The organism is Arthrobacter sp. G119Y2, from assembly GCF_038069765.1.
Classification (GTDB): domain Bacteria; phylum Actinomycetota; class Actinomycetes; order Actinomycetales; family Micrococcaceae; genus Arthrobacter_B.
Map to the genome: position 1 here is coordinate 1 of NZ_JBBPFS010000008.1, position 12715 is coordinate 12715.

9 protein-coding genes and 1 rRNA gene are annotated in these 12715 nt (G+C 65.4%); 7 read left to right on the plus strand and 3 right to left on the minus strand.

Annotated features, from left to right (window positions below; all coding sequences use genetic code 11):
• Window positions 1-281: 281 nt before the first annotated feature.
• A 5S ribosomal RNA gene (gene rrf / locus WKB88_RS15615) occupies window positions 282-398 on the plus strand.
• A 131-nt stretch (window positions 399-529) separates the two neighbouring features.
• Here rrf and WKB88_RS15620 read toward each other — a convergent pair.
• A complete protein-coding gene (locus tag WKB88_RS15620; protein ID WP_341395474.1) occupies window positions 530-1528 on the minus strand; it encodes a LacI family DNA-binding transcriptional regulator in 999 nt (332 codons plus the stop codon).
• Between the two features lie 321 nt (window positions 1529-1849).
• Here WKB88_RS15620 and WKB88_RS15625 point away from each other — a divergent pair, with 321 nt between their 5' ends.
• From WKB88_RS15625 to WKB88_RS15650, 6 genes are all read left to right on the plus strand, one after another.
• Window positions 1850-4210 (plus strand): beta-xylosidase/alpha-l-arabinosidase, encoded by a 2361-nt coding sequence (locus WKB88_RS15625; RefSeq protein WP_341395475.1) that lies wholly within the window; start codon window positions 1850-1852, stop codon window positions 4208-4210.
• Between the two features lie 71 nt (window positions 4211-4281).
• The gene (locus WKB88_RS15630) at window positions 4282-5241 is read left to right on the plus strand and encodes an ABC transporter permease (protein WP_341395598.1); all 960 of its coding nucleotides are present in this window, start codon (window positions 4282-4284) and stop codon (window positions 5239-5241) included.
• Complete coding sequence (locus tag WKB88_RS15635; RefSeq protein ID WP_341395476.1) at window positions 5235-6161, plus strand: carbohydrate ABC transporter permease; 927 nt, start codon at window positions 5235-5237, stop codon at window positions 6159-6161. Before WKB88_RS15630 ends, WKB88_RS15635 begins: the two co-directional genes overlap by 7 nt.
• A 62-nt stretch (window positions 6162-6223) precedes the next feature.
• The gene (locus WKB88_RS15640) at window positions 6224-7849 is read left to right on the plus strand and encodes an ABC transporter substrate-binding protein (protein WP_341395477.1); all 1626 of its coding nucleotides are present in this window, start codon (window positions 6224-6226) and stop codon (window positions 7847-7849) included.
• Window positions 7850-7950: 101 nt separating this feature from the next.
• A complete protein-coding gene (locus tag WKB88_RS15645; RefSeq protein ID WP_341395478.1) occupies window positions 7951-8640 on the plus strand; it encodes a hypothetical protein in 690 nt (229 codons plus the stop codon).
• Complete coding sequence (locus WKB88_RS15650) at window positions 8637-10685, plus strand: beta-galactosidase (protein WP_341395479.1); 2049 nt, start codon at window positions 8637-8639, stop codon at window positions 10683-10685. The genes WKB88_RS15645 and WKB88_RS15650 overlap by 4 nt, the downstream gene beginning before the upstream one ends.
• Before the next feature lie 17 nt (window positions 10686-10702).
• Here the strand turns inward: WKB88_RS15650 and WKB88_RS15655 are convergent, their stop codons facing one another.
• Window positions 10703-11926 carry an N-acetylglucosamine-6-phosphate deacetylase gene (locus WKB88_RS15655; protein WP_341395480.1) on the minus strand — a complete coding sequence of 408 codons (1224 nt, stop codon included), beginning with the start codon at window positions 11924-11926 and terminating at the stop codon, window positions 10703-10705.
• Entirely contained in the window at window positions 11923-12681 is a 759-nt protein-coding gene (locus WKB88_RS15660; RefSeq protein ID WP_341395481.1) for a glucosamine-6-phosphate deaminase, read from the minus strand. Before WKB88_RS15660 ends, WKB88_RS15655 begins: the two co-directional genes overlap by 4 nt.
• Between the last annotated feature and the right edge of the window lie 34 nt (window positions 12682-12715).

Consider the following 12715-nt stretch of genomic DNA (forward strand, 5'->3'; position numbering starts at 1 on the left):
CGGTCCTCCAAAGTATAAAGGGTTGTGTTAGATCATGTGCTGCTTGCGTCCACTATGTGGTTCCCGGATAACAAACCCGTGTGGTTTGTCACTCCTGGAACCGGCACCATCGCTCTCTTAACAGGGGGCGGGTGCCGTAGAATGAAGAATGTTGTATTCACCTATGGGGAATACACGCCTGGTTGGCCGCTTATGCAGCGGTTGGTGGGGGTGTGTTTCTTGTTGTGACCATTGTTTTCCCCTCACCCCGGGTTTGTTGGGGGTGGTGCGGGTGGAAGGGTTACGGCGGTCATAGCGTGGGGGAAACGCCCGGTCCCATTCCGAACCCGGAAGCTAAGACCCACAGCGCCGATGGTACTGCATCCGGGAGGATGTGGGAGAGTAGGTCACCGCCGGACAATATTTCGGTTGAGAGAGTAAGGCCCGTACCAGTGATGGTGCGGGCCTTACTTGTTTAACCGGTCCCCGGGTTCCTCTCCGCCGAGATGGCAGAAAGGTGCTTCCCCTGGCCCGGCTGGCAGCGCAACGGCTAAACGGGGGCCGGCCCGGTGCTGTCCCGGACAATGAGTTCAATGGCGAGCTCAATGCTTCGTGGCTTGGGATCGGTGCCGCGGGCGATGCCGAGCACCATAGTTGCTGCGGCATCGGCCATTTCCAGGAGCGGCTGATTCACGGTGGTCAGCGGCGGGTCCACCCAGGCCGCGAGCGGCAGGTCGTCATAACCGACCACCGACAGCTGTCCGGGGACATCGATGCCCTGCTCACGGGCCGCACGGAGCACGCCAAGGGCCTGCATATCCGAGCCGGCGAAGATGGCTGTCGGGCGGTCCGGGCGGGAGAGCAGTTCGCGGCCGTGCTCGTACCCGCCGTTGACGGTGAAGTTGCCCCACCTGATGGGGTCTTCCATGAGGGGAACGCCTGCTTCAGAGTGCGCTGCGCGGTACCCGTCCACCCGGGCGCGTGAACAGAGTACGTCCTCGGGCCCTGAGACCATGGCGATCCTGCGGTGACCCAGTGACAGCAGGTGCCTGGTGGCCAGCAGCCCGCCCTGCCAGTTGTTGGAACCGACTGCCGGCGCCCCGACGATGGTCTCACCGTTGGTGTCCAGCACCACGTAGGGGATTGAGCGTGTCTCCAGCTGGCGTTTCTGCTCCGGGGTGAGGGTCGACAGGACGAGGATGATGCCGTGCGGACGGCGGGCGATGATCTCCCGCATCCAGCGCTGGTCGGGACTGTGGTGACCGCCCAGATCCGAGAGGACGACACCCATGCCGTTGCGGCGCGCGGCTTGTTCCACACCGCGGATGATCTCAATGGACCAGGCGGAATCGAGTTCATGGAAAACCAGCTCAATCAGCCGGGCGGCGCTGGCACCGGTCTGACGGCTATTGCGCTGATAGTTGTGGTCCTGCAGGGCTTTTTCGATTTTGCGCCGCGTGGCCGGGGCGACGTCGGAACGTCCGTTGAGCACTTTCGATACCGACGGAACCGAGACGCCGATGGAAGCTGCGATTGCGGAAATTGTCATTCGGCCGGAGCCGGCAGCAGCAGGGGCCGGGGTATCGATGGGCATGGGTTTCCTCGTCTGTATTTCGAAAACAATCCTGCTACCGTAGCACTCCGTTTCGCGGTTGCACCTCCCAAATACTGAGAATTCCACCCGCTGTTCCGGGGGATTTTGGAAGAGCGGAAATCCAACCCTTGACACCTTCCAATAACGCGCTAATGTTCAGGCAAGCTTTTCGCAACTGTTTTCGAAACTTTTAGTGCTACGCCGCTGTGGTGCACGGGGAACTTTGTCTTCTTCGGGTCGGCAGCCGCTTACCCGATTGTTTGACAAAGGAGTCATATGCCACGCATCGCCCGCTCGAGCAGCGAAGAGCTCTGGCGTGACGAGTCCGCGTCTCCTGCGGACCGCGCAGCCGATCTCGTTTCCCGGATGACGCTTGAGGAGAAGGCCGCCCAGCTGGTGGGCGTGTGGGTGGGGGCCGACAGTTCCGGCGGAGGAGTAGCCCCGCTCCAACAGGACCTGGCGGCCGACCCCATCGACTGGAACGCTGTCACCGAACATGGACTCGGCCAGCTGACCAGGCCTTTCGGTACGGCGCCGGTGGAACCCGTTGCCGCCGCAAAGTCACTTGCGCTCTCTCAGGAACACCTTGTGGAGCGCAGCCGCTTCGGCATCCCGGCCCTTGTCCACGAGGAGTGCCTCGCCGGTTTTGCCGCCTGGCGTGCCACCGCATATCCCGTTCCCCTTGCATGGGGCGCCACCTTCAATCCCGGACTGATCCAGCGCATGGCGGACACCATCGGCCGATCGATGCGTGCCGCCGGCATCCACCAGGGCCTGGCACCGGTCCTCGACGTGGCACGCGATTACCGCTGGGGCCGCACTGAAGAGACCATCTCCGAGGACCCCTACCTCGTCGCGACCATTGGTACGGCCTATGTGAAGGGCCTCGAGGGCGCGGGGATGATCTCCACCCTGAAGCACTTCGCGGGCTACTCGGCCAGCCGGGCCGGACGGAACCTCGCTCCCGTATCGATGGGGCCCCGGGAATTCTCCGACGTCCTCCTTCCCCCGTTCGAGGCCGCCCTCCGGCTCGGCGGAGCCCGCTCGGTCATGCACTCCTACACGGAAATTGACGGGGTGCCCTCCGCCGCGGACAAAGCCCTCCTCACCGGAATCCTCCGCGACCGCCTGGGCTTCGACGGAACCGTCGTTGCCGACTACTTCGGCATCCGCTTCCTGGAACGGCTGCACCGCGTCGCCGAAGACGGAACGGCTGCGGCCGGGCTTGCCCTGAATGCCGGGGTCGACGTCGAACTCCCCACAGTCGACACCTTCGGGTCGCCGCTGCTCGAGGGCGTGAGAGACGGCCGCATCGAGGAAGCCCTGATTGACCGCGCGGCACTCCGGGTCCTAACCCAGAAGATTTCGATCGGTCTCCTCGACGAGGACTGGTCTCCTCTCCCGGCCGGCGTCGAGTCGCTGGAGCTGGACACCGCGGAGGGCCGGGACCTGGCGGAGCTGATGGCTCGTGAATCCCTGGTCCTTCTGGCCAACAGCGAAGGGGTCCTGCCACTGGCAGCCGGAACCCGCGTCGCCGTTGTGGGTCCCCTCGCCAATGACCCGATGGCCATGCTCGGCTGCTACTCGTTTCCCGTGCATGTGGGCGGAAAACACCCGGAGACTCCCGTCGGAATCGATATCCCCACGGTGTTCGAAGAGCTCCGTGCCGGTTTCTCCGAAGTCACCCACGTGCCGGGCTGCACCGTTGACGGCCCCGGCCGGGAAGGTTTCGGGGATGCTGTTGACGCGGCCCGCGAAGCCGACGTGTGCGTCGTCGTCCTTGGCGACCGCGCCGGGCTCTTCGGCCGGGGAACCTCCGGCGAAGGCTGCGACGCGAGCGACCTGAAACTGCCCGGAGTGCAGTCGGAGCTGCTCGCGGCGCTCCTCGACTCGGGGACGCCGGTGGTGGTGGTACTCCTTGCCGGCCGCCCCTATGCCCTCGGTGACGCACCCTCCCGTGCAGCCGCCGTCGTGCAGGGATTCTTCCCGGGCCAGCGGGGCGGCCGGGCTGTCGCCGACCTGCTCAGCGGCAGGTTCTCACCGTCCGGACGCCTGCCCGTCAGCATTCCCCGCGACCCGGGGTCGCAGCCGGGGACTTACCTGACCGCCCCGCTGGGAGCGAAATCCGGGGTCTCCGACCTGGACCCTTCCCCGGCCTTCGCCTTCGGGCACGGAATCGGTTATTCCAGCTTCGAGTGGAGCGGCGTCCGCGAAGTGGAGGGCCGCTCCGACTGGGAGGTCGACGGCGAGGTCACCATCGAAGTGACAGTAACCAACACGGGCGTTATGCAGGCGGCGGACATCGTCCAGCTGTATCTGCATGATGCCGCCGCCCAGGTCACCCGGCCGATACAGCGGCTCGTCGGATTTGCCCGCGTGGAGCTGGAACCGGGGGAGTCCGTCCGCGTCGCCCTGACGGTCCCGGCAGACCTCACCGCGTTCACCGGCCTCGACGGGGAACTGATCGTCGAGCCGGGAGCCGTTGAACTGCGCGTGGCCCGCTCCAGCGATGACATCCACACAGCCGTTGGGCTCCAGCTCGTCGGCGGTCTCCGCCGGGTGGGAGCGGACCGGGCGCTGACCAGCGTCAGCACCGTCACCACGGCGATCCGGCCGGAACTCGAGGGGGCGCTGTGAGCCTGAACCAAACCGGTGTGTCGACCACCGGCGCCGGCGCAACGGGACCCGATGCTGCAGCCGCCGTCGGCATGTCCGCCGAGATTGCGCCGCGAAAGAGACGCCGTCCCTTCCATCCGAAGACGGGTCATGTGCCGTGGAGCAAGAGCCTGCGGCGCGACTGGCAGCTCTACGTCCTCGTCATTCTGCCGCTGCTGTTCTTCGCGATCTTCCGCTACGTGCCGATGCTCGGAAACGTCATCGCGTTCCGCCGCTTCCGGCCCGGCGGCAATATCTTCGGCGAAGAATGGGTGGGATTCCGCTATGTGGAGATGTTCCTCAACGACCCGACGTTCTGGGCCGTGTTCGCCAACACCTTCGCCATCGGTTCGCTCACGCTGCTCTTCTGCTTCCCGCTCCCCATCATCCTGGCGCTGATGCTCAATGAAGTCCGGTCACGGTACTTCAAGCGTTTTGTGCAGACGATTTCCTACCTGCCGCACTTTCTGTCGATCGTCATCATTGCCGGAATGCTCATGCAGCTGCTCTCGCTGGAGGGCACGGTGAACCAGATTGTCCGGGCGGTCGGCGGGGACGCCATTCCCTTCCTGCAGACACCGGAATGGTTCCGCACCGTCTACGTCTCGTCCGAGGTGTGGCAGACGGTGGGCTGGGGAACCATCCTCTACCTGGCCGCCCTGACCGGCGTGGATACGGCGCTCTACGAAGCCGCACGTATCGACGGAGCGAACCGGTGGCAGCAGACCTGGCACGTCACGCTGCCGGGCATCCGCCCCACTATGGTCACCCTGCTGGTGCTGAATATCGGCACGTTCCTCTCCGTCGGGTTCGAGAAGATCCTGCTCCTGTACAACCCGCTCACCTATCCCACTGCCGACGTGATCTCCACGTATCTCTACCGGGTCGGGCTGGAGGCCAACAACTTCAGCTACGCCGCAGCGATCGGCATGTTTGAAGCCATTATCGGCCTCACCCTGATTCTTTCCGCCAATGCGATTTCCCGCCGAACAGTAGGGACAAGCCTGTGGTAACCACCGCCCAAGCACCCACCGACTTGAAGAAGCCGGAGCAGAAGCCCCGCCGCGTCCGTTCCAGCCGGGGTGAGCGGATCTTCCAGGTCTTCAACACCATCGCACTGCTCGGCGTCGTCGGCGTGACGCTGTACCCGTTCGTGAACATCATTGCGCAGTCATTCAGCGGCGAGTCAGCCATCCGGGCAGGCCAGGTGAACCTGTGGCCCAAGGGGTTCAACACCACCACCTACCAGCTGGTGCTGAACGACTCCCTGTTCTGGACGAACTACAAGAACACCGTGGTCTACACAGTGGTGGCCACCATCATCGCCATGGTGCTGACCACGTGCTACGCCTACGTGCTGTCAAAAAAACGGGTGCGCGGCCGCAAGTTCCTCATCGGCATCGCGGTTTTCACGATGTTCTTCAACGGAGGGCTCATCCCCAACTACGTCCTCATCTCCAGCCTGGGCATGACGAACTCGCTCTGGGCGATAGTGCTTCCCAACGCCATCTCCGTCTTCAACCTGCTGGTGATGAAATCGTTCTTCGAGAACCTTCCGGAAGAACTCGAGGAAGCCGCCCAGATTGACGGTCTCTCCACCTTCGGCATTCTGTTCCGTATTGTCCTGCCGCTGTCCAAAGCGGTCATGGCAACAATGGTGCTCTTCTACGCCGTCGCCTTCTGGAACGCCTGGTTCCAGGCCTTCCTCTACATGGACCGTGCGGATCTTTTCCCCGTCACGGTCTATCTCCGAAACCTCATAGCCGGTGCATCCAATGCGTCGTCTTCAGCCGGCGGCTCGGACCTCGCCCAGGTCGCCTCGAACATCCAATCGGTCACGATGGTCCTCACCGTGCTCCCGATCCTCTGCCTCTACCCCTTTGTCCAACGGTATTTCGTCTCGGGAGTCATGCTCGGTTCCGTCAAAGGCTGACGGCTCGGCACCTCCCGTTTACCGCCCCTCAACGCCGACCTGTCGGCAACGAAAGGAAAGACATGCTGTCCACACCCAGGAAGGTCCTTGCGGCAGGAGCGCTGGTCGCCCTTGTCGCCGGACTCACGTCGTGCTCGTCGAGCAGCGAAGCCGACGGCGCCGATGTTGCCGGCAAAGATGCCGGTGCCATGGCGGATTACAAAGCCGGCGACCAGTTCAAAGCCACGGAAGCCCTCGACTTCTCAATTCTGTTCAGCGACCACCCGAACTACCCGCTCAAGGAAGACTGGCTGTTCTGGGAAGAGCTGACCGAGCGGACCAACGTCACCCTGGAACCCACAGTGGTTCCCATGAGTGACTACGAGCAGAAACGCAGCCTGATCGTCGGTGCGGGCAACGCTCCGATGATCATTCCGAAGACGTACCCCGGCCAGGAAGAGGCGTTCGTGTCCTCGGGCGCAATCCTCCCCGTCTCGAAGTACCTCGACCTGATGCCGAACCTCTCGGAGAAAATCGAAAACTGGGGGCTTGAAGACAACATCGAGGGGCTCCGCCAGGCTGACGGCGAGTTCTATGTGCTGCCCGGAGTCCACGAGGCCGTCTGGCAGGACTACACGATTGCGGTCCGCACCGATGTCATGGAGGAACTCGGACTCGAGGATCCGAAGGACTGGGACGAATTCCGTGAGGTCCTGACGGCAATCAAGACCGCGAACCCCGATTCCTACCCGCTGTCGGACCGGTTCCAGGGCGACAGCCTCCTGAACATCATCTCCATGACCTACGGCGTTTCGGCCGGCTGGGGCTGGAACGCGGCATCCTGGAATGAAGACGACGAGAAATTCGAGTTCACCGGGACAACCGACGAGTACCGCGAGTTCGTTGAGTATGTGGCCGGACTGGTTGAGGACGGGCTGATCGATCCGGAGAGCTTCACACAGGATGATGAGTCAGCCAACCAGAAGTTCGTGAGCGGCAAGTCCTTCGCGATCAGCACCAACGCACAGACCCTCGTGAACGACTACCGGCAGGCCCTCAGCGATACCGTCCCGGGCGCCACTGTCTCGAAGATCCCGCTGCCGGCGGGACCGGCAGGCAACGTTGTGGCCGGAACCAGCCTTCTCGAGAACGGCATCATGATTAACGCCGAGGCTCTCGAGAGTGAGAACTTCACCGCCATGATGCAGTTCATTGACTGGCTCTGGTACTCGGAAGAGGGCATGGAATTCGCCAAGTGGGGCGTTGAGGGAACCACCTTCACCAAGGACGCGGACGGGAAGCGGACACTGGCCGCCGACGTCGACTACGTGAGCCTCAACGCGGGTGCACCGAAGCACCTGCAGAAGGACTTTGGATTCGGCGGCGGCGTCTTTGCCTACGGCGGAACGACGGACCTGCTCCAGTCAACGTTCTCCGAGGAGGAACTGGCCTTCCAGGACATCATGAAGGAGAAGGACGTCCTTCCGCTGGCTCCGCCGTTCCCGCTGGAAGAAGCGGAGCGCGAGCAGGCCACCCTGCTGGAGACGCCCCTCTCCGATACCGCCAAGCAGGCCACGCTGCAGTTTATTCTCGGCCAGCGTGATCTCTCCGAATGGGACAGCTACGTCGCTGAACTTGAGGGCAAGGGCATGGGCACGTACATCGACCTGGTGAACACCGCCTACGACCGCTACGCCGACAGCAAGTAGACCGCACGACAACATACAGATACCGGCAGCAAGCAGACGCCGTCACCGGGGCCCTCGCCGGGCCCCGGTGACCGCGGCATTTTTTCCCAGAAGGAGCAACAATGAGCCAAACGACAGACACCCTGACGTCCGGCACGCTGGGCCAGATCACGGCCGCCGTCTACCGGGTCCTCGTTCTGGAAATCCTCTTTCTGGCAGCTGCGTCGCCCGGGCTGGTCCTGCTGGTGACGCTGTCCCCCGATCCTTCAAACGCACCCCTCGCCGCACTGAGCCTCCTTCCGGCGGGCCCTGCGTTCGCCGCCGTGATCTTCGCGTGGCGCGCCAGCACCGGCGAGGAACACCTGGCGCCTGCCCAATCATTCTGGCGCGGGTACCGGCTCAACGCGGCCAGCACCCTCCGCTGGTGGTGGCTGGTGCTGACGGTCATCGCCATCCTCGGCATCAACGTCGCCTTCCTGGACTCCGTGATTCCGCCGGGGCTGCCGCTGGTGCTCGCAGGCGCCGCGCAGGGCGCAGTGTTCCTCCTCGTGGCCGTGGCCGCCCTTCACGCCATGGTGATCAACTCGCTCTACAACTTCCGCACCCGTGACATCCTCCGCCTCGCCTTTCGTCTGGTCCGGTCCTCTCACCGGGCCACCATCGGGGCCGCAGCCATCGTTATTGCGTGCGCCGGCGTCGTCGGCGTGGGGTCCGAACTCGCCCTTATCGCGCTGGCGTCGATCGTTGCGGCGGTTGTGCTGCAAAACGCCCATACCCTGACCACGGACATCGAGGAGAAGTACATCGCGTGAGCGGCACCAGCCCTATCCGCCCCGTCCTGCAGAACAAGGTGCTGTACGGCGGTGATTACAACCCCGAGCAGTGGCCGCCGAAGGTCTGGGAAGCGGACCACGCCGCCTTCGATCTTGCCGGCATTGACACTCTCACCCTCGGCGTCTTCGACTGGGCACTGATTTCCGCGGGCGAAGACGACTACGACTTCACCCTGCTGGACGCCGTCGTCGCCCGCGTTGCCGCCTCGGGGCGGCGGTTCGTCATGGCCACCGCCACCGGGGCACTTCCGCCGTGGCTGGCGCACCGGCATCCGGAGGTGAACCGCACCGACTTTGAGGGCCGCCGGCACGTCTACGGACAGCGGCACAACGCCTGCCCGAGCTCGCCGGTGTTCCGCAGGCTTTCGGCCCGCCTGGCCGGGAAGATCGCCGAACGGTACGCGGGCCATCCCCAGCTCGTTGCCTGGCACATCGGGAATGAGTACGGAGGCGCCTGCTACTGCGGCAACTGTGCCGCCGCCTTCCGCAGCTGGCTCCGGGAACGCTACCGGAGCCTGGACCGGCTTAATGAGGCATGGAACGCGGCCTTTTGGTCCCACACCTTCACCGACTGGGACGAGATTGTTCCGCCGAACGCACTGAGCGAGCACTGGCGCGGCCAAAACCACACGGCCTTCCAGGGGATCACCCTCGACTATCTCCGGTTCATGTCAGAGGCGATGCTGCAGAACTTCGTGGAGGAGAAGGCCGCGATCCGCGAGCATGACGCCTCGACCCCCGCCACGACCAATTTCATGGGCATGTACCGGCCCATCGACTACCACCGCTGGGCTGAACAACTGGACTTCGCATCGTGGGACAACTATCCGCCCACCGACCGGTCCGAGGCACGGATGGCGTTCACGCATGACCTCATGCGCGGGCTCAAGGGCGGCGATCCGTTCTGGGTGATGGAGCAGACGCCCACCATCACGGCGAGCCGTGACATCAACCCCGTAAAACGTCCGGGGGTGCTGCGGCTGTGGTCGTGGCAGTCCGTTGCCCACGGAGCGGACGCGGTGCTGTATTTCCAGATGCGCCAGTCACGCGGCGCCTGCGAAAAGTACCACGGAGCCGTGCTGGACCACTCCGGGCGCACTGACACGCGTGCCTTCCGCGAGGTGGCGGAACTCGGGGCGGACTTCCGCCGGGTGGGAGACGCCGTCCTCGGCGCCCGCACCCCGGCCCGGGCCGCACTGCTGTTCGACTGGGACAGCTGGTGGGCCTCCGAGATGACCGACGGCCTGAACCGCACGGTGAGCTATCCCCAGGTTGTCCTTGCATATCACCGTGCCCTCTGGGAGGCGGGCGTCCAACTCGATGTTGTCCCGGTGGATGCGCCGCTCGACGGATACGACGTCGTCGTCGCCCCGCTGCTGCACATGATCAAGGGTGATACGGCGGAGCGGCTCCGGGCGGTGGCGGAACGCGGCGGATCCGTTGTCTCCACGTTTCATTCCGGAAGGGTGGACCAGGACACCAACGCTTTCCTCACCGATGTGCCGGGGCCGCTCGCTTCGCTGTTCGGAGTGCGCGTGGAGGAGACTGATTCGCTGCCCGACGACGTCGTGAACCGGATCTCGCTGTCCGGCGCCGGAGGGGAGCGGACCGTTACCTCGCGCAGCGTCTTTGAAATCCTCGTTGCCGAGGGAGCCGAGGCGGTTGGCACCTACAATGATGACTTTTACGCCGGGAGGCCCGCCGTGACCAGGAAGCCGTTCCCGGCCGGCGGGGCCGCCTGGTATGTGGGCACCCTGCTGGATCAGAACGGGCTTTCGTCCATTCTCCGGTCCGTCCTCGCCGAGCAGGGCCTCATCGGCCCGTACGCCGACGAACCCGAGCTGGAATTCACCGTCCGGTCGCTCGAGGACGTCCGCACGTCCTTCCTGCTCAACCACGCTGACACCCCGGTCACCGTCCAGGCGCATGCCGCGGGCACCGATCTTCTCACCGGACGGGTTCTTGCCGCCGGCGAGCAGATCACCCTCGCGCCCAAGGACGTCGTGGTGCTCCGCGAGGCATAGCCAGGCCCGTGCGGCGGCTACGCCGCGGTAATCCAGGTGCCGCGGTGCATCACGCCGGCCGGACGCAGGCCGGCATCCAGCAGCAGCACGTCGGCGGCGGCGCCTGCGGCGAGCGTGCCGATCTGTCCGGTCCTGCCGAGCACCCGTGCGGGAACCTCGGTGGCGGAATGCAGGGCGAGCTCCAGCGGTACCCCGGCGGCCACGGCGTTGCGCACCAGATCCAGCATGCTGGCGGTGCCGCCGGCAAGGGAGCCGGAGGGCAGCCGGGCCACACCGCCGCGGACCCGGACCTCGGCCGGCCCCAGCCGGTACGATCCGTCGGCGAGTCCGGCCGCCGCCATGGCGTCCGTCACCAGCACGATATTCTCGGCCCCCAGCAGTTCAAACATCGCGGCGACGACTATCGGATCAAGATGGATGTTGTCGGCGATCAGCTCCACGACGGCGGTCCCGGCACGGGCCGCGCGCAACGCTGCGGTGACGGCGCCGGGGGAGCGGTGGTGGATCGGGTCCATGCCGTTGAACAGGTGCGTGACCGTCGGAACCCGGCCCGCCAGTCCGGCGGCTGCCCGTGCCAGGGAGGCGCCGGCGGCGTCAGCTGCTGCAGCGGTGTGCCCCACCGACGGCACCACCGAATGCGCGGCAAGCAGGTCCACGAGTTCATCGGAGCCGGGGAGCTCCGGGGCATACGTCATGGTCCGCAGGTGACCGCCGCCTGCGGAAATGAGTTCCCCGGCGAAATCCGGGTCGGGGGAGCGCAGCCAGTGCGGGTCCTGGGCGCCGCAGCGGGCCGCAGCGAGGAAAGGCCCTTCCAGATGGATGCCGGCAATGTCGCCGGCCGAGGCCAGCCCGGCGAGCATCTCCAGGCCGGAGAGCAGGTCCGCGGGGGCAGCGGTGACCAGACTGGCCAGCACGGTGGTGGTTCCGGCGGCATGCATCCGATGCAGCGCGGTGCGGGCAGCGGCAGCGTCAGCGGAGGGGAAGTCGACGCCGTAGCCTCCGTGGCAGTGAAGGTCCACGAGTCCGGGAACGGCCAGCTGCCCGGGAGTGAGTGTGATGGTGTTGGGTTCATTCCCGGCCGGGACGCCGGCTGCCGACAGCGCAGCGGACAGCCCGGACTCGGGCCCTGCGTAGAGGATTCCCGTTCCGGCAACGGCGACGGCGCTGTCCGCCAAGATCTCGGACCCCACCAGTGCCCTGCCGCGAAGAACAGTGACGGGCGGGGAAGCGAGGGCGGTCACTGTCCGCCCTCACCGGCAGCGGACCCGGTTGCGAACCCGGTCGGGAGTCCGGCTGCGGCAGCCCGGTCCAGCAGCACGGTGACGCGGGGATGCAGCTGGAGGGCGGAGGCCGGGCAGTCCGGACTGACCGGTCCCTGCAGCGCCCGGGCGATGATGTCGGCCTTGTCGGCGCCGTGCGCAATGAGGAGCAGCTCCCGGGCATCCAGAATGGTGCCGATGCCCTGGGTCAGGCAGCGGGTGGGCACCTGATCGGGGGAGTCGAAAAAGCGGGCGTTGGCGCGCCGGGTCCGTTCGGCGAGCTGCTCCACGCGGGTGCGTGAATCCAGTGCGGCGCCGGGTTCGTTGAAGGCAAGGTGCCCGTTGTGGCCGATGCCGAGGATCTGCAGGTCCACGCCGCCCGCAGCGCGGATGGCCCGCTCATAGTCCCGTGCAGCTTCGTCCAGATCGGCGGCGGCGACATCGGGAACACGAACGGATCCCGGCCGGAGGCCCAGCCGCCGGACCACCTCGGTGTCGATAACTGCTGCGTAGCTGCGGGGATCTCCCGGTGGCAGACCAACGTACTCGTCCAGGGCGAAACCGCGGACGCGGGAGAAATCCAGGCCGAATTCCGCCAGGGCGTCATAGAGCGGCAGGGGGGAGGAGCCGGTGGCAAAACCGAGCACGGCGTCGGGCTTGGCCTCCACGCAGTCCCGCACGAGGGCCGCTCCCGCAGCCCCGGCTGCTTCCCTGCTGTCCAGGGTCAAAACCTTCATTGTGTCTTCCTTCGAATCGGTAGCTGCCTGCGCT

Bases quoted from the DNA above. Each gene is read 5' to 3' on its own strand.
- WKB88_RS15620 (WP_341395474.1), bottom strand. From the start codon at position 1,528: ATGACAATTTCCGCAATCGCAGCTTCCATCGGCGTCTCGGTTCCGTCG.
- WKB88_RS15625 (WP_341395475.1), top strand. From the start codon at position 1,850: ATGCCACGCATCGCCCGCTCGAGCAGCGAAGAGCTCTGGCGTGACGAG.
- WKB88_RS15630 (WP_341395598.1), top strand. From the start codon at position 4,282: ATGTCCGCCGAGATTGCGCCGCGAAAGAGACGCCGTCCCTTCCATCCG.
- WKB88_RS15640 (WP_341395477.1), top strand. From the start codon at position 6,224: ATGCTGTCCACACCCAGGAAGGTCCTTGCGGCAGGAGCGCTGGTCGCC.
- WKB88_RS15645 (WP_341395478.1), top strand. From the start codon at position 7,951: ATGAGCCAAACGACAGACACCCTGACGTCCGGCACGCTGGGCCAGATC.
- WKB88_RS15660 (WP_341395481.1), bottom strand. From the start codon at position 12,681: ATGAAGGTTTTGACCCTGGACAGCAGGGAAGCAGCCGGGGCTGCGGGA.